The sequence below is a fragment of the Priestia sp. LL-8 genome, assembly GCF_036227845.1.
Lineage (GTDB): Bacteria > Bacillota > Bacilli > Bacillales > Bacillaceae_H > Priestia > Priestia zanthoxyli.
In genome coordinates, this window is record NZ_JAZAQH010000001.1 from 4796288 (window position 1) to 4816934 (window position 20647).

Genomic DNA, 20647 nt, shown 5'->3' on the forward strand with positions numbered 1-20647 from the left:
CACCTTTTTTTATCCTCCACTAACAGGCGGAATAAATGCAACGGTATCTCCCGTTCCAATGGTTTCTTCATCTGTTACAAACTCTTCGTTGACTGCTGTCATCGTTTGCTTTAGAGAGGACAGCTTATACGTTTTTTGTACATATTCCTTTAATTCCTTCACTGTTATACCTTGCTTATCAACTGTTACTTGTTCCACTCCAGCCTCTTCACGTATAGCAGCGAAAAATAAAACGTTAATCATTTTTACATCTCCTTCAATGGCTTTCCTTCAGGATATTCTTTCGTTTCTAACTGATCTCCAATCCATTTTGTTCCGTCTTCCCAAAATTCTTTTTTCCAAATTGGCACAATTTGCTTAATACGTTCAATAGCATACTCGTTTGCTTCATAAGCTGTTTTGCGATGCGGAGAAGAAACGGCAATAACTACTGCAACTTCTGTTATATCAAGCTTCCCGATTCGATGAGTAATAGCTGCCAAAGCATCGGGCCACTTTTCCTGAATTTCGTCACCAATTTGGCTCAGCATTTTCACTGCCATTGGCACATAGGCTTGATATTCAAGAGATAGGGTCTTCTTGCCTTTTGTAAATTCTCTTACCGTTCCAATAAATGTCGTAATAGCTCCCGCGTCTCTTCTAGAAACTTTTTTAATTATTTCATCTACGGCAATTGGCTGATTTACTACTTCAAATAAGTGCTGGTTCATCTTCTTTCCCCCACTTCTTTCAATAAAAAATTAAGATAAAGCTCGTCTTCTTGTAAGTGAAACATTGGATATGCTCGCTGCATTTCTTTTTTAAGCGGAACGTGACTAATCACGCATATAATATTGGTTAGAGAGGAAAGCAGAACAAGATCTTCTTCACTTCGAATCAAGACTGCTTTTGGATAGGATTCTTTTTTATATCCTTCAACAAAAATGATCTCTGGCGAGAAAAATTGATAAAAATCAATCAGCTTTTTTAGGCTCCAGTCTTTACTATCTGCCGTAAGCTGAAGGATTCCACCTCCTTCTACACCTGCCACATCGGCACCTGCTCGCTGGTGGCGATGACTGTCTTTTAACCCGCTGCTGCTATCTGGAGGTCCACCGTGTCCATGGTGCTTAATAGAGCCTACACATAGATTGAATTGTTTCGCTTTTTTAATTAACTTTTCCACTAAAGTAGTTTTTCCGCTATTTTGAAATCCAACTACTTGTAAAACGGTGCAACGTGCTACCAAGGCCATTCACTTCCCTGTACGTCATCTAGCAATAAGACGTCAACCAGCATTCCTTTTTTGTACCCTCTCGTCCCTCCAGGAAATATAATTAACGTATCCGCATGAGCTAAAGACGAAACCGCACTAGATTTTGTAAAGCTTAATGGAGAAGCAATTAGCTGCCCTTCCCTGTATGAAAGCCTGCCAGATACAAATCGCATAAAAGGATTTGGCTTTAAGAAGTCTTTTCCTAACAAAGCTTTTTCTTTCCGAAGATGAGGGGTGCTTTTACCCGCATATGTACTGATTACCGGACGTGCCAGAAGTTCAAAACCGACATAGCACGCTGTAGGATTTCCCGATAGGCCAAATAAAAGCTTCTCTTCCATACGAGCAACCGTTGTTACACTGCCTGGCCTCATCGCTATTTTATTAAAAAGAACTTCGGCTTGTAATTGCTTATAAACATCGGGTAGATAATCATAGTCTCCTACTGAAACGCCACCCGTTGTAATCAGCATGTCCACTTCTGACAGTGCAGATTTTACCGCGTTGTAGCACTGACTTAAATCATCGGGCATGATACCAAAATAGTTCACTTCGCCTCCAGCTTTTTCAATTTGGGCACGAAGCATATGAGCATTGCTATTACGAATTTTCCCTAGCTGAACAGGATCACTCACTTCCACTAGTTCACTTCCAGTTGCAAGTAATCCAACTACAGGCTTTTTGAAGACAGCTACGTTATCATAGCCAAATGTGGCTAAAAGAGCAGATACTCCCGGAGTGATATATGTTCCTTTTGAAGCTAACACAGTGCCTTTTGTTGTTTCTTCTCCTTTGAAAGAAACGTTATCTCCGCTGTTAAACGAACGCTTGATTTGAACGATCGGCTGATCGTCTTTCGTATATTCTTTTGTTACTTCAAGCATCGCAACCGCATCGCAGCCTTTTGGAATAGGCGCTCCTGTCATAATACGCACAGCCTGCATCGCGTTGACTGTATGTTCAAAAACAGAACCCGCTCCTATTTCTCCTCGAACAGCCAGTTCTACTGGATGAAGTGATGATGCTTCTTTCGTATCTTGCGATCGAACGGCAAAACCATCATATGGAGAACGATCAAAAGCAGGAATATCATGATCTGCTATTAAATCTTCAGCTAAAAATCTGCCGTGAGCTTCTTCAAGCGCAATGATTTCTTGCTTTCCTTTTTTTGCATACTGCATCACTCGTCCAACGCATTCTCCAACAGGGATAGGAGTTCGCTTTTCTCTCATTCTTTTCACTCCTCTACTCATCCTAGTAAACGATAATATAAGCTTTTCGCAAATTGAATATCATTCGTTCCATGAATAAATACACGGCCATCTTGAAAAATCACAAAGCGCTGCTCTGGAAGCTGACATGACAGAAGGTATGGATTGCGGTCCACTTCCCCCTGTTTTTTTAACCGCTTTTCCAATTCATCAAAGTTGTGTAAATGCTGCTGTGAGGGTCTGATTTGAACCGTCTCTCTGCCGCAAAGAACTTCTGTTTTAAGCTGATTTTCATACGCTAAGTACGGATACGTTCGGGTCGATCCGCAAGAAGAACATTTATCACTTTTCATTTTTCCCGTCTTAAATTCAGCGTGCTGATTATTCCAGACGTCAAAGGTTAAAAATGTGTGGCGCAAAGCTTCAACATCTTCGACTAAAATTTTTAATGCTTCGGTTATTTGATAGGCTGCCACGATTTGAACAGCTGGACTGATAATTCCTGCTGTCTCACAGGTTGCTCCTCCGACAGGCACTTTTTTCAATATGCAGTGCAGACAAGGGGTTACATTTGGGATAACGGTATAAGTGGTGCCATAGCTTCCCACACATGAGCCGTATATCCAAGGGACTTCATGCTTATGTGACAAATCATTTAAAATAAAACGGATGTCGAAATTATCTGTTGCATCGATGATCACATCAGCTGTTTGGACGATATTTTCTAAATTAGCAGGCTGAGCATCCATCACCAGCGCTTCAATCTTCACTTCCGTGTTTATTTGACGCAAACGATTTTTTGCTGCTACAGCTTTAGGTAGTTTGTTTTGCGCATCTTGTTCTGTATAAAGCTGCTGACGCTGTAGATTACTCCATTCTACATAATCACGATCTATAAGAGTCAATTTTCCAATTCCAGCACGCACAAGGGCTTCTGCGCTAGCGCTGCCTAGAGCCCCTGCACCTACAACTAAAACATGCTTACTTCTAATTTGCTGCTGCCCTTTGTTTCCAACGGGCTGGAAAAGCTGCTGACGTGAATAACGTTCTGTCACTCTTTTCTCTCCCTTTCTCATTCAATCTCTGACTTCACTATCTATTCCTTCGTCAAAGATATTTCTTTAAAAACATGCTATTATACACATAAAGCTAAACTGCTTCACGGAGGCTTTTTTGCATAAATATACAAATATATTTTGATGGAGGTATTTAATAGATGTCCATTGCCGGCATTGTATTAGCAGGAGGGAAATCTTCTCGCTACGGTCAACCAAAAATGTTTGAAACCTATAACAAGAAATCATTTTACGAATACAGTATAGATGCATTAAAAGAAAATCACGTTACACCTATACTTGTGTCTACCAACCAAGATTTACTTCCTTATTTTCAAAGAAAGGATGTTACATTTGCAGTTGAAAAATGCCCGTATCAAGGACCTTTGTATGCAATTCATCATGCTTTAACTGCAATTAATTGCCGTGCTGAATGGTTCTTTATTCTTTCGTGTGACATTCCTTTTGTTAACGCTGAGTTTGTTCATAATATGATTAGCCTAACTCAGACGAACTCAGCTGATATTGTTCTTCCTGTTCAGCCAAATCACATGCACCCGCTTCTAGCACTCTATCACCGTAGAACGCTTCCTCTTATTGAACAACTCGTTACGCAAGGTGAAAGAAGGCTTACAGGATTGTTGAATCGGACAAACGTCCTTCGCGTGCCTTTTTCAGCAGAAGATCCCACTTTTATAAATGTAAATCATCGCAGTGATTGGCATGTATAAAGCTTTTTTAAATTATCCACCAATATGAGACATTTCTACTTTTTCAGCGCCTTCGACCTGTCTTCCGTTAGCCCGCTCATCTGAGTAACGATCTTTCCGATGATTCCAGATATCAGAAATGGTCTCACAAACAGTATGATCAGATGCTTCTGACCGTATCAGTGTCCGGAGGTCATATCCTTTTGACGCAAACAAACAGGTATAGAGCTTTCCTTCAGCCGATACTCTTGCGCGTGAACAAGTGGAACAGAATGAATCTGTGACAGATGAAATGATACCAATTTCCTCTTCTGTCCCGACATACCGATACCTGGTGGCTACTTCTCCTGTGTAATGAGGCGGTATTTCTTCAAGAGGCATTTCTTGTCCAACTATATCAAGAATTTGTTTCTTTGTTATAACCTCATCCATTTTCCATCCGTTTGAATTTCCAACATCCATATATTCAATAAAACGCAGCGTATGTTTTTTGTCTTTAAAATATTGGGCCATCGGAAGGATATCCTGCTCGTTCTTACCCTTTTGGACAACCATATTTATTTTGACTGAAATTCCCGCAAGAGCTGCTGCCTCTATTCCTTCTAATACTCGTTTGACGCTTCCTCGGTTTCCATTCAGCTCTTGAAATCTCACCTCATCAAGCGAGTCTAAGCTGACGGTTACTCTTGATAATCCCGCTTTTGATAAGGCTTCTGCATGCTTCTTTAACAGTGAGCCGTTTGTTGTGATGGCAATATCATCTATCCCCTCAATTTGCTTCAGACGATTGATTAGATCCGGCAAGCCTTTTCTTAGTAGCGGCTCTCCTCCCGTTATACGCACTTTTTTTACTCCTAGCGATGCGAATAATCTAGTGAGCCTCTCTAATTCATCAAACGAAAGAATGTTTTCGGCAGGTAAAAATGGATAGTCTGCTCCAAAAATTTCTTCAGGCATACAATATCGACAGCGAAAGTTACAGCGATCTGTTACTGACAAACGCAAGTCTCGTAAAGGACGCTTTAAAGTATCAACTATAGCGTATGACATCTGCCTCATCTCTCCTCTCTCTAGCTGTCAGCTTCTTCACAGCAGATTAACTCTCTCTTAAAATTCTTTCCGGGCATGTATAAATATTCAACGAATCATTTCGAATAAACCCTACCGTTGTAATTCCCAATTCTTCTGCAAGATTTAAAGCAAGTTCAGTCGGAGCAGATTTTGAAAGAACCACTTCACACCCGATCTTCGCCACTTTCAGCAAAATTTCTGAAGAAATACGGCCGCTGAAGACGACTACTTTATCTCTAATTGAAATATGGTGTTTTAAGCAATACCCGTATAGTTTATCTAGGGCATTGTGTCTGCCAATGTCCATTCTGCTAAGCATAAAACCATTTTTATCACAAATGGCAGCGTTATGAACGCCACCCGTTTCTTGAAACGTAGCAGCAGATTGCTGAAGCTTATTCATCAATTGAAAACAATCCTTAATTGAAAGTTCTACCGATATATCATTCATTTTTTTAGCAGTCAGCGCATCATTTATAAAGACAAACCCTTGTCTGCTCGCCCCGCAGCAAGACGTGATATATCGTTTATTTTGAAGGTTTTGAAAATATGGGTTTAATTTATCTATTGTAACATGAACATACCCTTCTTTTTCTTGAACCCATATGTTTTTAATATCTTTGTATTCTCGAATAACCCCTTCAGATGCTAAATAGCCAATTACCATATCTTCAATGTATTGAGGGCTACATACCATTGTGACAAACTCTTCTTCGTTAATTTTTACAGTCACAGGAAACTCCGTTACAATTTTATCTTCGAAGCTTTCCATTTGACCATTTCTAAATCTAAGAACTGTACGCTTCTTAACGGTCGAGTTCATGTGATGTCTCCTTTTTCAAATAATGTTTTTATCAAAAACGAATACGGAAACCGCTATATTTTCTTTTATTTTCATATCTGAAAATAAATTAACCAACTTTGCTCCTACCAATTCTTCTAGCCCTTCCGGCGGATTCGATGCATATACATCTTGGATCATTTTTGTTCGAGCTAGATGAACCATGTCACATCCTTCAGAAGTGCTTGCAATAAATGTTTCTGTCGGAGTTAAATTTCCATACAGTGTTGAGACAGCCATATTTTCAACAAAAACCGTATGTATTCTTTCCGGTCCTTTTCCAAATAAATCTTTTCGAAGCTTCCGAATAATATCATTAAATTCATGAATAGTTTTTGACATAATCAACGCTCTCCCACCGATTAAAATTAAATTGTGCATTTTATTCCTACAGTTTTTTTATCATAAATCAACACTTCAAAAAATAAAAGCCTAAAATCTTTGCAGCAAAACTTTTGAAGAGAGTTGGGTATTTAAAAAAGTTGTGCATTTAAAAACGTAGCGATATAATTATAAATAACCGAGATGGAATAATAATAATGAATTGTTATTACTCTATCACTTTTTCTTAACGATATAAATGGGCCGGATTGGCATATTAGTAAGACCTGCTAGTAAACTATTCCACCATGATTGCACTTCCCTTATTTGATTAGGCGTGTGTATTCATGGTGGTTTTTTGTTTTTATATAAAGGAGGAAAACACATGAGTCGTGAAACCATCACTGTTCATATAAATGGCAACGAATACAAGGCAGCTTCAGGCTCTACCATACTCGAAATTATTAATCAGCAAAGCATTGAGCACCCTCAGATTTGTTATGTGCCTGAAGTGGACCCTATTCAAACTTGTGACACATGTATTGTTGAAATGAATGGCGAATTAGTTCGTTCTTGTTCTACAAAAGCTGAAAACGGCATGAAGATTGAATTACAATCAGCACCCGCAAAAGCGGCACAGACGGAAGCAATGGATCGTTTATTAGAGAATCATTTGCTATACTGCACCGTTTGCGATAATAACAACGGAAACTGTAAATTACATAATACAGCCGAAATGATGGAGATCGAACATCAAAAATACCCCTATACGCCAAAGGCCTCAGAGGATGAAGTCGATATGTCTCATCCGTTCTACCGTTATGACCCTAATCAATGCATTGCTTGTGGACAATGTGTAGAGGTTTGTCAAAATCTTCAAGTTAATGAAACGCTCTCTATCGACTGGGAAGCGAAACGTCCCCGCGTTCTCTGGGATGATGGTGTAGCAATCAATGAATCTTCTTGTGTGAGCTGCGGCCAATGTGTAACAGTATGCCCTTGTAATGCCTTAATGGAAAAATCTATGCTCGGAGAAGCTGGATTCATGACTGGACTTCCAAAAGGCGTTTTGAATCCAATGATTGATTTAGTTAAAGAAGTGGAACCAGGGTACAGCGGAATTTTTGCTGTTTCAGAAGTGGAAGCAGCTATGCGTGAAACTCGGACGAAAAAAACAAAAACCGTATGTACATTTTGCGGAGTTGGATGTTCATTTGAAGTGTGGACAAAAGGCCGTGAAATCCTTAAAGTTCAACCTAGCTCAGATGCTCCCGCAAATGCTATTTCAACCTGTGTGAAAGGAAAATTCGGCTGGGATTTTGTAAACTCTGAAAAACGTATTACTAAGCCTTTAATCCGAAAAAATGGCGCATTTGTAGAGTCGTCATGGGAAGAAGCGCTCGATTTAGTAGCAAGCAGGTTAAACTCTATCAATCAGCAGTACGGACATGGATCCGTTGGTTTTATCTCTTCTTCTAAGATTACAAACGAAGAAAACTATGTTATTCAAAAGCTGGCTCGCCAAATGTTTGAAACAAATGACGTAGACAACTGCTCTCGCTACTGTCAGTCTCCTGCAACCGATGGATTATTTCGAACAGTGGGAATGGGAGGCGATGCCGGCACGATAAAAGACATCGCAAAAGCTGGACTGGTTATCATCGTTGGAGCTAACCCTGCTGAAGGTCACCCTGTATTAGCAACTCGTATCAAACGCGCGCATAAGCTTCATGACCAAAAACTAATCGTCGCAGATTTGCGCAAAAACGAAATGGCTGAACGCTCTGACATTTTTATCAGTCCAAAACAAGGTACGGACCAAGTATGGCTAATGGCTGTAACAAAATACATGATTGATCAAGGATGGCACAACGAAAAATTCATCCAAGAAAACGTCAACTATTTTGAAGACTTTAACTCTTTGCTTGAAAAGTATACGCTTGAATATGCTGAACAAATTACGGGTATTTCAGCAGCAACACTCATTCAAATAGCTGAAATGATTCGAGACGCCGATGGAACCTGTGTTCTGTGGGGTATGGGCGTGACGCAAAATACAGGAGGCTCTGATACATCAGCGGCTATCTCAAACCTGTTGCTTGCTACTGGAAACTATCGACGCCCTGGTGCAGGCGCCTATCCGCTCCGAGGCCATAATAACGTGCAGGGAGCCTGTGATATGGGAACTCTTCCTGCTTGGCTTCCAGGCTATCAACATGTCACAGACTCAGTCGCTCGAGAAAAATTTGAAAAAGCATACGGCGTAAAAATTAAAGACAAGCCGGGTCTTGATAACATTCAAATGCTTCACTCGATTGATGAAGGAAAAATGAAAGCCATGTACCTCGTTGGAGAAGATATGGCCCTTGTCGATTCAAATGCTAATCATGTGCATGAAATATTATCAAACCTGGACTTTTTTGTCGTTCAAGACATTTTCCTTTCAAGAACGGCTCAATATGCTGATGTTGTACTGCCTGCTGTTCCTTCTCTTGAAAAAGAAGGAACGTTTACCAATACGGAGCGACGTGTACAAAGATTGTATCAAGCATTGCCAACGCTTGGTGATTCAAAGCCGGATTGGTGGATTGTTCAAGAGATTGCAAACCGCTTAGGTGCAAATTGGACGTATACACACCCTGGTGAAATCTTTGCAGAAATGGCTAGTCTATCACCGCTATTCAGCCAAGCCAGCTACGAAAACCTTGAAGGCTGGGATAGCTTCTTATGGGGGAGCTTAGAGGGGAAAAGCACGCCTTTACTTTACGTCGATGGGTTTAATTTCCCAGATAGAAAAGCGCGCTTTGCTTTATCAGATTGGGTGCTTCCTGCTGAATTTCCAGAGGAATATGATTTGCACATTAATAACGGACGAATGTTAGAACATTTTCATGAAGGGAATATGACCAATAAATCGAGCGGTATTCAATCAAAAGTACCGGAAGTATTTGTAGAAATTTCACCTCAGCTTGCCAAGGAGCGTGAAATTGAAGAAGGTTCGCTTGTCAGATTAATCTCACCGTTTGGAGCAGTAAAAGTACGGGCATTAATTACAGAGCGAGTAAAAGCAAATGAGCTGTATCTTCCAATGCACTCTGTTCATAAAGATTCGGCTATTAACTTCTTGACGGGACCTGCAGTCGACCAACGAACAAATACACCGGCTTACAAACAAACAAAAGTACGGATGGAAGTATTAAGTAAAGGTGGAGAAACGCCTTTACCGTCTACAAATCCGCGTAACAAAAAACGCCATCCTCAAAATGGGGTCGAGGTTCAGCGTAAATGGAACCGTCCTGGCTACGTCCATTTAACAAGTAAATAGGAGGAGAAAAGATGGCACAACCTATTACAGAAATTAAGAAACCTCTTCTAAGCGAGGAAGAAGAAAAACAACAAAAATTAGAAGATTTAACTTCTCTGCTGGCAGATAATGAAGAAGCGTTGAACCGTATTCTCAGTATTGTTGGCGAACTTAACGACATGGGTGTTCTTGAAGCTGCTGATTCAATGATTCAAGCGAAAGAAAAAATCTCAAAAATTGCGCTTCATCAAATTTCCAGAGAACCGGTAACCAATTTAATTAATACTCTTATGGGTGCAAGCAGTGGTTTGATGAAGGCAGATCCAGAGGTAACCGCTAAACTTGTAAATAGCGCAACAGCTGGTATGAACGAAGGGAATGAATATATAAAAACAGGAAAAAAAGTAAGTGCATTAGCTCTTATAAAAGCGCTAAACGATCCAGATGTCAATCGTGCAATTGGATTTGGGCTTCACTTTTTAAAAGGAATGGGCAAAGCGTTGGAAGAATAAATAAGGCAGCGACTTGAAAGTTTTTTCCCTTTCAAGTCGCTGTTTTCTTTTTAGGAAGTCAAATTTTAAATGAACGTGATATAGTTATACTAAATTGCTTTACTACAACTAATTGAGGTGACACGATGCAACAATACTTTAAACCCTTATTCGCACTATTATTTTTAATTATGTTTACTGCTGCTTGTTCGAACGAAACAAATACAGATCAATCCGCAGCTCAGCACAAAAACATTAGCTTAACGATATCCGCTGCGGCCAGCTTAAAAGATGCGCTCACTGATATTCAAAAGCACTATGAAAAAAAGCATCCAAATATAGACTTGAAATTTAATTTTGGAGCTTCAGGCTCGCTGCAGCAGCAAATCGAAAACGGCGCACCGGCTGATTTGTTTTTTTCAGCAGCGGAAGATAAGTTTGATACACTGGTAAAGTCAGGAGCTATTTCTAAAGAAAATGGAACTGACTTGGTTGGCAACGACCTTGTGCTTATCGTCCCAAAGAATAATTCGGCTGCTATCAAAAATTTTGAAGATCTATCAAAGCGTGCTGTTCAAAAAATTGCACTTGGCATACCGGAATCCGTTCCTGCCGGACAGTATGGAAAAGAGACTTTTGAACACATGAATCTGTGGAAAAACATTGAGCCTAAAACCGTCTATGCAAAAGACGTACGCCAGGTGCTTTCCTATGTAGAGACAGGAAACGTTGAAGCTGGGGTGGTTTATAAAACCGATGCCTTGATTTCAAAAAAGGTGAAAATTGTCGCTACTGCAGATAATAGCACTCACAAATCAATTGTATATCCTGTAGGCGTTATTAAGGATTCGAAACACCCACAAGAAGCAAAAGCTTTTTATCAATTTTTACAAAGTAAGACGGCTCTTGACACTTTAAAGAAATACGGTTTCACTGCAAATTGAGGCCGCTATGATTCAAGAATTTTTATCTCCTCTTCAGCTATCGCTTAAAATTGCATTAGTAGCAGGATTTGTCGTTATTATTTTAGGCACTGTTATAGGAAAACTGTTATCCAGGAAACACTTTAAGGGAAAAGTGATGATTGAAACGGCGTTAATGCTCCCGTTGGTGCTCCCTCCGTCCGTAGTTGGATTTTTATTGATTGTTATCTTCGGAAAACACAGTCTACTAGGCCGAGCAATTGAATGGGTCTTTCAACAACCCGTTATTTTTACATGGTGGGCAGCCGTTATTGCATCTGTTGTTGTGGCGTTCCCTCTTATGTATCAATCTGCCAAAACAGGCTTTCAAAGCGTTGATCATGAAATCGAAGACGCAGCTCGAGTAGATGGTGCCAGCGAATGGAAAGTTTTTTGCTTTATTTCCATCCCTTTAGCTGCTAAAGCTATCGTAACAGGAGGTGTGCTGAGTCTGGCAAGAGCGCTTGGAGAATTTGGAGCCACTTTGATGTTTGCTGGCAATATTCCAGGTGAAACACAAACGGTTCCTACCGCTATCTACGTAGCGATTGACTCTGGAAACATGAATCTCGCTTGGCTATGGGTTATTTCAATCGTCTTTCTTTCCTTTCTTATGCTGCTTTTTGTTCAGCTTAAACAAAAGTAAAAAGATGCCTCTTTGTGTAAGAGGCATCCTTTTTACATAAATCGTAAATTAAAAAAGGAGTTAATCAAATGCATCATACATTTGATTAACTCCTATTGTATGTAAGGTAAGCCACCAAAAATATGTATTTGGTGGAGACGGTGGGAGTCGAACCCACGTCCAGAAATATCGCCACTTAAGCGTCTACGAGTGTAGTTGGCATATTGATCATTCGCGAGCTGTTCTGCCTACCAACAGGCGTCCCAGTCGCTAGTCTGATTGTTCTCTTCCTTCGTCCTCAGACGGCGAACTCCGGCGTAGCCCACTTAAAGTGAGTCCCTTACCCTACCACATGGGCGATGGAGGGAGGAACCGCTAAGCTACTATTATGCAGCTAAAGCGAAGTTATTGTTAGATTTGCCAGTTATTATTGGCGTTGATGTTTTAACGAGGCCATCTCCTCGACTCGCAACCTAAGCTCGAACTACCCCTGTCGAATCCGTAACGTCCCCATATAAAATAAAAGGGAGTCGGAATGTGTAAGAAAAAATCTTACATCAGATAGCGACTTCAGTGTGCAAAATGAAATCTAACTGATAACAATATTTATTATATCATAAAATGAGCATTTTGCAATTGTAAGATTTTGTAATATCACATTTTTTGACGATCACGAAATGCTCGTTCGATATCGCGCTTAGCTTCTTTTCGCTTTAAGTCTTCACGCTTGTCATATTTCTTTTTACCCTTACCAAGCCCTAATAAAACCTTTGCGTATCCATTCTTCAAATACACTTTTAAAGGAACTAGTGAATAACCCGTTTCTTTTGAATAACCAATTAGCTTGCTGATTTCACGTTTATGCAGCAATAGTTTTCGTGTACGAAGTGGCTCATGATTGTATCGATTTCCTTGTTCGTAAGGACTAACGTGCATATTGTGTAAAAATACTTCTCCGTTTTGCACACGAGCAAAAGAGTCCTTTAAATTTACGCGGCCATTACGAATTGATTTAATTTCCGTTCCTTGTAGAACAATACCCGTCTCATATGTTTCTTCAATAAAAAAGTCATGGCGGGCTTTTTTATTTTGTGCAATTAATTTCCCTTCACCTTTTGGCATAAAACGTTCCTTCCCTTCAGCCGTACTTACGTATATGTATGATATTATGTATCATTTTACTGTATGGAAATCTAAACAACAACTAAAACGTTTAATGGAGCTGTTTTGAAGCAGAAGGACTATCCTTCTGCTTCACTGCTGTCGATTATTTGCGCTTTTTCTTTTTACGCTTAACGTTTGGGGCACCCTCGAAGAATCTCTTTTTCTTTTTCTTCTTTGGATTTTGAGTGGACCATTCTTCATTTTTGCTTCGGCTGCCCTCTCGACCTTTTCCTTTGTCATCTTTGCGTGATTTTTGCTTTGCTTTAATCACTTTAGGACGATCTTTGGATAAACGCTTACGACTTTCTTTCATTCCTACAATAACAAAGTCTACTGAACGCTCGTCTTTATTCACAGCAGCAACTTTTACTTCAATTTCGTCTCCGATTCGGAAGACATTTCCAGTTCTTTCTCCAATCATCGCATAGTGACGTTCGTCATAACGATAATAGTCATCCGTTAAATCACTAACGTGAACTAACCCTTCAATCGTATTTTCTAGCTCCACGAACATTCCAAAGTTGGTAACAGAGCTAATAATACCATTAAATACTTCCCCAACTTTATCAGCCATAAACTCAGCTTTCTTCATATCGTCTGTTTCCCGCTCAGCATCAACTGAACGACGTTCCATATTAGAAGAATGCTCAGCAATATCAGGCAGAAGCTCGCGCCATTTTTCTTGCGTTTGCTGATCTGATTTTCCTTCAATTAAATACGTGCGAATGAGACGATGAACGATTAAATCTGGATAACGACGGATTGGAGATGTAAAATGCGTATAGAACTCCGCTGATAAACCGAAATGGCCTAAGCTTTCTGCTTCATATTTCGCTTGTTTCATCGAACGAAGCATAACAGTTGAAATAACCATTTCTTCAGGCGTACCTTTTACTTCTTCTAAAATATCCTGCAGCGCACGCGGATGAATATCGTTTCCGGTTCCCTTCACCGTATAACCGAAGTTTGTAATAAACTCTAAGAAACGAGTAAGCTTCTCTGCATCTGGATCTTCATGAATACGATAAATGAACGGCACGTTCATCCAGTGAAAATGTTCCGCTACTGTTTCGTTTGCCGCCAGCATAAATTCTTCGATTAGCTTTTCAGCAACTGAACGTTCACGCAAAATAACATCGTGCGGATGGCCATCATCATCTACCAACACTTTTGCTTCTTTGAAATCAAAATCAATGGCACCGCGATCCATTCTCTTTTTACGAAGAATAGCAGCCAGCTTTTCCATACGCTCAAACATTGGAACGATTGGCTCGTAGCGTTCTAAGACTTCTTCATCTTTATCCACTAAGATTTTGTTCACGTCTGAATACGTCATTCGTTCTGTCGTTTTAATGACACTTTCAAAAATCTCGTGTTTAACTACTTCACCCTGTGCATCGATTTCCATCTCGCATGAAAGCGTAAAACGGTTAACTTTTGGATTCAATGAACAGATTCCGTTAGATAAACGATGAGGAATCATCGGAATAACACGGTCTACTAAATAGACGCTTGTTCCGCGCTCTGCTGCTTCTACATCAATGGGAGAACCTTCTTTAACGTAGTGGCTTACATCTGCAATGTGAACGCCTAATTTGTAGTTTCCGTTTTCAAGCTCTGTAACCGTTACGGCATCATCCAAATCTTTTGCATCTGCTCCGTCAATGGTTACAATAACTTGATCACGAAGATCGCGGCGGTTACCGATATCTTTTTCGTCAATCGTTTCAGGTGTATCAATTGCTTGTGTTAAAGCATCAGCAGGAAATTCTTGAGGAAGACCGTGCTTATGGATAACAGAAATGATGTCGATCCCCGGGTCATTTTTATGTCCTAGAATTTGAACAACTTTTCCTTCTGCATTCATGCGGCCTTCCGGATAGGTTGTCAGCTCTACTACTACTTTATGACCTTCAACTGCACCGTTTCTTGCTGCTTTAGGAATAAAGATATCACCTGCAATTTTTTTGTCATCCGCAATCACAAAGCCAAAATTCTTGCTTTGCGTATACGTGCCTACAATTTGCTGAGTACCTCGTTCTAAGATTTTTACAATTGTTCCTTCACGACGAGCACCTGATGATTCTGATAACACTCTTGCAAGCACAATATCCCCGTGCATAGCATTGTTTGTTTCAGTAGGCGGAATAAATACATCTCCCGCGTCTTTTTCTTCAGGAACTACGAATGCAAAGCCTTTTGCATGTCCGCTTACTTTCCCTTTAACAAAATTCATTTGTTCCGGCAGCCCGTAGCGGTCGTTTCTTGCTCGGATAATTGAACCCTTCTCTTCCATAATAACAAGTGCCTTCACAAACTCTTTGAATGACTCTGCATCCTCAGTATTAAATTCTTTTGCAAGCTCTTGGACAGTCAAAGGTTTATAATTATCCCTTTTCATAAAATCCAATATTTCATTCATATAGGGCTGATTTTCTTCTTTCACTTTTTGTCCCTCCTTTTTCCTTATTCACATTATCTCTATTACCAATCAAGTGATTCCAAAAATGCATATACATCCTCATGAAGCTGATCACGCTCTTTATCAAAGGTAATGGTATGACCAGACTCTTCGTACCATTTAATATCTTTTGTAGGAGACTCGACGCTATTATAAATAATATTGGCGCTGTCTGTATTAATCATATGATCATGACGACCTTGTACAACAAATGTCGGTGCATAAATCATATCAACTGAATTTCGCACCTCAGCGATTAATTCCTGTAAAGACTTTAATGTGTTCATTGGTGTTTGTTTGAACTCTTCCATTTCCTGTTCAATCTGTTCAGACGATTTACCTTCACGCTTTTTATATTCGCGTGCATACGCTAAAACACCTTCATACATGACTTCTTCACTCTTTATATACATAGGCGCGCACATAGGCACAATACCCTTTATAGGTACAGTGTAACCTAATTTCAGTGAAAATACGCCACCTAGTGAAAGACCTACAGCAGCAATACTTTCATGACCCTTGCTTTTTAAAAACTCATAGCCTTCCATGACATCTTTCCACCAATCCTCCGGACCAGTATGAACAAGCTCTTCAGGCGCTACACCGTGTCCTTTGTAATGAGGTGCGTGGCATGTGTATCCTTTTTTCTCTAAAAACCGACCCAACATGCGAACATCAGCAGAGTTTCCGGTAAAACCGTGAAGTAATAAAACAGCTTTTTCGCCGCCTTCAAATGTAAATGGCTTTGGTTGTGCAATTTTCATATATCATTTAACTCCTTTTAGTTATAATATCTGCAGTCCTAATAGAAAAAAACATGTATTTATGTGACGGTCATCACATACACGGATATATGGCCGTCAACTTTTGCGCTTTTATGCTATATTTAGTACTTTTTTCTAAAGCTATATTATATCATTACTTAAAAATGAAATTAAAGTATTCAACACGCCCATTAAAAAACCACCTAATACATAAGTTGGTATACACCAAGTACATATGCATTGGGTGGCAGTCTATCCAGTAACATATTAAAGTTTGAAATAAGATACAGCAAGTGTTAAAGCAAAAAATAAGATAGATAACACTACTGTCAAACGGTGTAAAACTAAGTCAATTCCACGTGCTTTTTGTTTTCCAAATAACGTTTCAGCCCCACCGGAAATAGCTCCAGATAATCCAGTAGTTTTGCTTGATTGTAAAACGACCACAACAATCAATGCAATTGAAACAATCACTAGCAAAGTAATCAGCAATGTATGCACTAAGACACACCTCCTACACCAAGTAATAGTCAATCAGCGGGGTTTCTTCATCCCTTCTGACTGGCATTACCGGGGATAAAGTACGCGCACTACGCTAAGGTTAATTTATCATAAAAAGCCCTCTCATACAAGTAACGACAGCGAAATACACCGGATTTTAACATAAAAAAACGGATGACAATCGTCATCCGTTTTTTATGATTTCAACTTATTTTTTTAAGTTGTAGAAAGATTTAGCACCATCGTATACAGCTAGAACACCTAGCTCGTCTTCGATGCGTAGTAATTGGTTGTATTTCGCAATACGATCTGTACGGCTCATAGAACCAGTTTTGATTTGACCAGCGTTTGTTGCAACAGCGATATCAGCGATTGTTGCATCTTCAGTTTCACCAGAACGGTGAGAAACTACTGCTGTGTAACCAGCACGTTTAGCCATTTCGATAGCTTCGAACGTTTCAGTTAATGTACCGATTTGGTTAACTTTGATAAGGATAGAGTTACCTACGCCTTGTTCGATACCTTGAGCAAGTTTTTTCGTGTTTGTTACGAATAGATCGTCACCAACAAGCTGTACTTTGCCCCCAATGCGCTCAGTTAATAGCTTGTGACCATCCCAGTCATTTTCGTCTAAACCGTCTTCGATTGAAACGATTGGGAATTCGTTAACTAACTGCTCGTAGAAATCTACCATTTCAGCAGAAGTTACGCCTGTACGGCCTTCGCCTGCTAAGTCATATTTACCAGTTTCTTTGTTGAAGAACTCAGAAGAAGCTACGTCCATACCTAATTGGATGTCTTTACCAGCTTCATAACCAGCTTTTGTGATTGCTTCTACGATTACTTCTAATGCTTCACGGTTAGAACCTAAGTTAGGAGCGAAACCACCTTCGTCACCTACAGCTGTGTTTAAGCCTTTAGAAGCTAAAACAGATTTTAACGCGTGGAATACTTCAGCACCCATACGGATTGCTTCTTTGAATGTAGGAGCTCCTACAGGTAAGATCATGAATTCTTGGAAGTCAACGTTGTTATCAGCATGAGAACCACCGTTGATGATGTTCATCATTGGAGTTGGTAATTGCTTAGCGTTGAATCCGCCAAGGTAACGGTATAATGGAAGACCTACGAAGTCAGCTGCTGCGTGAGCTACTGCCATAGATACACCAAGAATAGCGTTGGCACCTAATTTACCTTTGTTTTCAGTACCGTCTAACTCGATCATAAGGCGGTCGATACCGATTTGATCAGTTACATCCATACCTACTAATTCAGGAGCGATAATTTCGTTTACGTTTTCTACTGCTTTTAATACACCTTTACCTAGGTAGCGAGATTTGTCACCATCGCGTAATTCTACTGCTTCATATTCACCAGTAGAAGCACCACTTGGTACTAAAGCGCGTCCGAAAGCGCCTGATTCAGTATATACTTCCACTTCAACTGTTGGGTTACCGCGAGAATCTAATACTTCGCGTGCATAAATGTCAAGAATTGCTGGCATTTTAAAACTCTCCTTTATAATTAATTATTTAATTAATGTTTTACCTGTCATTTCTTTTGGCTGTGCTACATCTAGAAGAGTAAGCATCGTAGGAGCTAGATCTCCTAGAATACCGTCTTCACGAAGCTCTAAGCCTTGTTTGGTTACGATTACTGGAACAGGATTCGTTGTATGAGCCGTCATTGGATTACCTTCAAGCGTAATCACTTCATCAGCATTACCATGGTCTGCTGTGATGATTGCTGTACCGCCTTTAGCTAAAATTGCATCTACAATTTTGCCTAAGCACTCATCTACTGTTTCAATCGCTTTTACCGTTGGTTCTAACATACCTGAATGGCCTACCATATCAGGATTTGCAAAGTTTAATAAAATAGCGTCCTGCTTGTCGCCTTCGATTTCTGCAAGCAACGCGTCCGTCACTTCATAAGCACTCATCTCAGGTTTCAAGTCATATGTTGCTACTTTTGGTGAATCGATTAAGATACGTGTTTCACCAGGAAACTCTGCTTCACGTCCACCGCTCATAAAGAACGTTACGTGAGGATATTTTTCTGTCTCAGCAATACGAAGCTGCTTTAAGTTATTTTGAGATAATACTTCACCAAGCGTGTTATCTAAGTTAATTGGCTTAAAGGCTACATATCCGTCAACTGTTTCGCTAAAGTGAGTTAAACATACAAAATGTAAGTTTTTCGGATGTTTTTCACCGCGATCAAATGAGCGGAAATCTTCGTTTGCGAACGTGTTTGAAATTTGAATTGCGCGATCCGGACGGAAGTTGTAGAAAATAACTGCATCTTCGTCTTGAATTGTCGCAACTGGCGATCCGTCTTCTTTTGTAATAACAGAAGGTAAAACGAATTCGTCATAGATTCCATTTTCATATGAATCTTTTACGCACTCTTCAGCGCTTGTATATGATGGACCTTCGCCGTAAACCATTGCGCGGTATGATTTCTCTACGCGCTCCCAGCGTTTGTCGCGGTCCATTGAGTAGTAACGTCCTGAAAGTGTTGCAATTTCACCAACGCCGTACTCTTCAATTTTTTCATTAAGTTCTTTTAAATACGTTTCAGCAGATTGAGGTGCTACGTCACGACCATCTAAGAAGCCATGAATGTAGACTTTTTCTAAGCCTTCACTCTTAGCTAGACGCAATAATGCATATAGATGTTCGATGTGACTGTGTACACCGCCATCAGATAAAAGTCCGAAAAGATGAAGGTTTGTACCCTTTTCTTTTGCGTGCTTTACAGCTGCTAGAAGCGTTTCGTTTTGTTCAAACTCGCCTTCACGAATTGCTACGTTTACACGAGTTAAGCTTTGGTACACAACTCGGCCTGCGCCGATGTTTAAGTGACCTACTTCAGAGTTACCCATTTGGCCTTCTGGTAAGCCTACAGCTTCTCCAGATGCCTGAAGTGTAGCATGAGGATACTCGTTCCAGAAACGGTCGAAGTTTGGTTTTTTTGCATGTGTTACCGCATTACCTTTATCTTCATCGCGTAATGCAAAACCATCTAAGATGATTAATGCTACTGGCTTTTTACTCATTACTTACCAGCCTCCAAAAGCTGTAAGAAAGAATCTGCTTCTAAGCTTGCTCCACCTACTAAAGCTCCGTCAATGTCTGATTGAGACATATATTCTTTAATATTAGCAGGTTTTACGCTACCGCCGTATTGAATACGTACAGCATCTGCAACATCTTGAGAGAATTGTTCTGCAACAACGCTACGGATGTATGCACAAACTTCGTTTGCACCTTCAGCAGTTGAAGATTTACCTGTACCGATTGCCCAAATTGGCTCATATGCGATAACCGTTTGTTTTACTTGCTCATCAGTTAGACCCGCTAATGCTTTTTGTACTTGATTAGCTACAACTGTTTTTGTTTGGTCTTGTTCGTATTCTTCGTTTGTTTCACCGCAGCAAACAATTGGTGTTAAACCGTGTTTGAATGCAGCAATTGTTTTTTGGTTTACTGTTTCGTCCGTTTCAGCAAACATTTCACGACGCTCAGAGTGTCCTAAAATAACATAGTTCACGCCTAAATCTGCTAAAGCAACAGGGCTCACTTCTCCAGTGAACGCACCGTTTTCTTCAAAGTGCATGTTTTGTGCACCAATTTTTAAGTCTGTGCCTTTAGTCGCTTCTACTAAACGATCTAAAAATAGTGCAGGTGCACATACTACTGAATCTACGCTTTCAGGAGATGGTACTGCTCCCTTTACTTCTTCAACAAAGCTAGTTGCTTCAGAAAGTACTTTGTTCATTTTCCAGTTTCCTGCAATAATTGGTTTACGCATGTATAACACCGTCCTTTGTTTATTGTGGGTTTTCCCTTCACGCGTTAGATGTCCAAGAGGGTGCTGTTAAAAGTGATTCGGTCCCTTTTATCTCT

20 protein-coding genes and 1 other RNA gene are annotated in these 20647 nt (G+C 40.0%); 5 read left to right on the plus strand and 16 right to left on the minus strand.

Going from position 1 to position 20647, the window contains the following annotated elements:
- Positions 1-9 precede the first annotated feature (9 nt).
- Genes moaD through U9R83_RS25140 form a run of 5 tightly spaced genes read right to left on the minus strand, consistent with a single transcriptional unit; the run spans position 10 to position 3521 of the window.
- Complete coding sequence (gene moaD, locus U9R83_RS25120) at positions 10-243, minus strand: molybdopterin converting factor subunit 1 (protein WP_209368012.1); 234 nt, start codon at positions 241-243, stop codon at positions 10-12.
- Positions 244-245: 2 nt separating this feature from the next.
- Entirely contained in the window at positions 246-710 is a 465-nt protein-coding gene (locus tag U9R83_RS25125) for a molybdenum cofactor biosynthesis protein MoaE (protein WP_140451778.1), read from the minus strand.
- Positions 707-1234: a molybdopterin-guanine dinucleotide biosynthesis protein B gene (gene mobB / locus U9R83_RS25130; RefSeq protein ID WP_115655046.1), complete on the minus strand. Its 528-nt coding sequence runs from the start codon at positions 1232-1234 to the stop codon at positions 707-709. Before mobB ends, U9R83_RS25125 begins: the two co-directional genes overlap by 4 nt.
- Positions 1222-2487, minus strand: a complete 1266-nt coding sequence (locus U9R83_RS25135; RefSeq protein WP_243550065.1) for a molybdopterin molybdotransferase MoeA — start codon at positions 2485-2487, stop codon at positions 1222-1224. Before U9R83_RS25135 ends, mobB begins: the two co-directional genes overlap by 13 nt.
- 17 nt (positions 2488-2504) lie before the next feature.
- The gene (locus U9R83_RS25140; protein ID WP_014457853.1) at positions 2505-3521 is read right to left on the minus strand and encodes a molybdopterin-synthase adenylyltransferase MoeB; all 1017 of its coding nucleotides are present in this window, start codon (positions 3519-3521) and stop codon (positions 2505-2507) included.
- A 161-nt stretch (positions 3522-3682) separates the two neighbouring features.
- Here U9R83_RS25140 and mobA point away from each other — a divergent pair, with 161 nt between their 5' ends.
- A complete protein-coding gene (gene mobA / locus U9R83_RS25145) occupies positions 3683-4252 on the plus strand; it encodes a molybdenum cofactor guanylyltransferase (protein WP_014457852.1) in 570 nt (189 codons plus the stop codon).
- 12 nt (positions 4253-4264) lie between these two features.
- Here the strand turns inward: mobA and moaA are convergent, their stop codons facing one another.
- The 3 genes from moaA to U9R83_RS25160 all read right to left on the minus strand — a co-directional run bounded on the left by moaA (position 4265) and on the right by U9R83_RS25160 (position 6485).
- Positions 4265-5281 carry a GTP 3',8-cyclase MoaA gene (gene moaA, locus U9R83_RS25150; RefSeq protein WP_115655048.1) on the minus strand — a complete coding sequence of 339 codons (1017 nt, stop codon included), beginning with the start codon at positions 5279-5281 and terminating at the stop codon, positions 4265-4267.
- Between the two features lie 46 nt (positions 5282-5327).
- Entirely contained in the window at positions 5328-6074 is a 747-nt protein-coding gene (gene fdhD, locus U9R83_RS25155; protein ID WP_371906275.1) for a formate dehydrogenase accessory sulfurtransferase FdhD, read from the minus strand.
- Between the two features lie 66 nt (positions 6075-6140).
- On the minus strand, positions 6141-6485 hold the full coding sequence (locus U9R83_RS25160) for a DUF2294 domain-containing protein (RefSeq protein ID WP_013059689.1): 345 nt from the start codon (positions 6483-6485) through the stop codon (positions 6141-6143).
- A gap of 364 nt (positions 6486-6849) precedes the next feature.
- On the opposite strand from U9R83_RS25160, the gene fdhF reads away from it, so the two are divergent.
- The 4 genes from fdhF (at position 6850) to modB (ending at position 11867) form a co-directional block, all read left to right on the plus strand.
- On the plus strand, positions 6850-9789 hold the full coding sequence (fdhF, locus tag U9R83_RS25165) for a formate dehydrogenase subunit alpha (protein ID WP_226556360.1): 2940 nt from the start codon (positions 6850-6852) through the stop codon (positions 9787-9789).
- Positions 9790-9800: 11 nt separating this feature from the next.
- Positions 9801-10280, plus strand: coding sequence for a DUF1641 domain-containing protein (locus U9R83_RS25170; protein WP_014457848.1), 480 nt, complete (start codon positions 9801-9803; stop codon positions 10278-10280).
- Positions 10281-10405: 125 nt separating this feature from the next.
- A complete protein-coding gene (modA, locus tag U9R83_RS25175) occupies positions 10406-11203 on the plus strand; it encodes a molybdate ABC transporter substrate-binding protein (RefSeq protein WP_182421414.1) in 798 nt (265 codons plus the stop codon).
- A gap of 7 nt (positions 11204-11210) precedes the next feature.
- Positions 11211-11867 (plus strand): molybdate ABC transporter permease subunit, encoded by a 657-nt coding sequence (modB, locus tag U9R83_RS25180; RefSeq protein ID WP_014457846.1) that lies wholly within the window; start codon positions 11211-11213, stop codon positions 11865-11867.
- Positions 11868-11996: 129 nt separating this feature from the next.
- Here modB and ssrA read toward each other — a convergent pair.
- The 8 genes from ssrA to tpiA form a co-directional block, all read right to left on the minus strand.
- Positions 11997-12358, minus strand: a transfer-messenger RNA (tmRNA) gene (gene ssrA, locus U9R83_RS25185).
- A 142-nt stretch (positions 12359-12500) separates the two neighbouring features.
- Entirely contained in the window at positions 12501-12968 is a 468-nt protein-coding gene (gene smpB, locus U9R83_RS25190; protein ID WP_013059694.1) for an SsrA-binding protein SmpB, read from the minus strand.
- A gap of 145 nt (positions 12969-13113) precedes the next feature.
- Positions 13114-15456 carry a ribonuclease R gene (rnr, locus tag U9R83_RS25195; RefSeq protein ID WP_115655051.1) on the minus strand — a complete coding sequence of 781 codons (2343 nt, stop codon included), beginning with the start codon at positions 15454-15456 and terminating at the stop codon, positions 13114-13116.
- 38 nt (positions 15457-15494) lie between these two features.
- Positions 15495-16235 (minus strand): alpha/beta hydrolase, encoded by a 741-nt coding sequence (locus U9R83_RS25200; protein ID WP_029714523.1) that lies wholly within the window; start codon positions 16233-16235, stop codon positions 15495-15497.
- A gap of 267 nt (positions 16236-16502) precedes the next feature.
- Positions 16503-16736: a preprotein translocase subunit SecG gene (secG, locus tag U9R83_RS25205; RefSeq protein ID WP_014457843.1), complete on the minus strand. Its 234-nt coding sequence runs from the start codon at positions 16734-16736 to the stop codon at positions 16503-16505.
- Positions 16737-16944: 208 nt separating this feature from the next.
- Positions 16945-18240: a phosphopyruvate hydratase gene (gene eno / locus U9R83_RS25210; RefSeq protein ID WP_014457842.1), complete on the minus strand. Its 1296-nt coding sequence runs from the start codon at positions 18238-18240 to the stop codon at positions 16945-16947.
- A gap of 24 nt (positions 18241-18264) precedes the next feature.
- Positions 18265-19797 carry a 2,3-bisphosphoglycerate-independent phosphoglycerate mutase gene (gene gpmI, locus U9R83_RS25215; RefSeq protein WP_014457841.1) on the minus strand — a complete coding sequence of 511 codons (1533 nt, stop codon included), beginning with the start codon at positions 19795-19797 and terminating at the stop codon, positions 18265-18267.
- Positions 19797-20552, minus strand: a complete 756-nt coding sequence (gene tpiA, locus U9R83_RS25220) for a triose-phosphate isomerase (protein WP_013085385.1) — start codon at positions 20550-20552, stop codon at positions 19797-19799. Before tpiA ends, gpmI begins: the two co-directional genes overlap by 1 nt.
- Positions 20553-20647: the final 95 nt, after the last annotated feature.

Bases quoted from the DNA above. Each gene is read 5' to 3' on its own strand.
- smpB (WP_013059694.1), bottom strand. From the start codon at position 12,968: ATGCCAAAAGGTGAAGGGAAATTAATTGCACAAAATAAAAAAGCCCGC.
- mobB (WP_115655046.1), bottom strand. From the start codon at position 1,234: ATGGCCTTGGTAGCACGTTGCACCGTTTTACAAGTAGTTGGATTTCAA.
- moaA (WP_115655048.1), bottom strand. From the start codon at position 5,281: ATGTCATACGCTATAGTTGATACTTTAAAGCGTCCTTTACGAGACTTG.
- modB (WP_014457846.1), top strand. From the start codon at position 11,211: ATGATTCAAGAATTTTTATCTCCTCTTCAGCTATCGCTTAAAATTGCA.
- tpiA (WP_013085385.1), bottom strand. From the start codon at position 20,552: ATGCGTAAACCAATTATTGCAGGAAACTGGAAAATGAACAAAGTACTT.
- U9R83_RS25135 (WP_243550065.1), bottom strand. From the start codon at position 2,487: ATGAGAGAAAAGCGAACTCCTATCCCTGTTGGAGAATGCGTTGGACGA.
- U9R83_RS25160 (WP_013059689.1), bottom strand. From the start codon at position 6,485: ATGTCAAAAACTATTCATGAATTTAATGATATTATTCGGAAGCTTCGA.
- U9R83_RS25200 (WP_029714523.1), bottom strand. From the start codon at position 16,235: ATGAAAATTGCACAACCAAAGCCATTTACATTTGAAGGCGGCGAAAAA.
- moaD (WP_209368012.1), bottom strand. From the start codon at position 243: ATGATTAACGTTTTATTTTTCGCTGCTATACGTGAAGAGGCTGGAGTG.
- U9R83_RS25125 (WP_140451778.1), bottom strand. From the start codon at position 710: ATGAACCAGCACTTATTTGAAGTAGTAAATCAGCCAATTGCCGTAGAT.
- gpmI (WP_014457841.1), bottom strand. From the start codon at position 19,797: ATGAGTAAAAAGCCAGTAGCATTAATCATCTTAGATGGTTTTGCATTA.
- eno (WP_014457842.1), bottom strand. From the start codon at position 18,240: ATGCCAGCAATTCTTGACATTTATGCACGCGAAGTATTAGATTCTCGC.
- U9R83_RS25170 (WP_014457848.1), top strand. From the start codon at position 9,801: ATGGCACAACCTATTACAGAAATTAAGAAACCTCTTCTAAGCGAGGAA.
- fdhD (WP_371906275.1), bottom strand. From the start codon at position 6,074: ATGGAAAGCTTCGAAGATAAAATTGTAACGGAGTTTCCTGTGACTGTA.
- mobA (WP_014457852.1), top strand. From the start codon at position 3,683: ATGTCCATTGCCGGCATTGTATTAGCAGGAGGGAAATCTTCTCGCTAC.
- modA (WP_182421414.1), top strand. From the start codon at position 10,406: ATGCAACAATACTTTAAACCCTTATTCGCACTATTATTTTTAATTATG.
- fdhF (WP_226556360.1), top strand. From the start codon at position 6,850: ATGAGTCGTGAAACCATCACTGTTCATATAAATGGCAACGAATACAAG.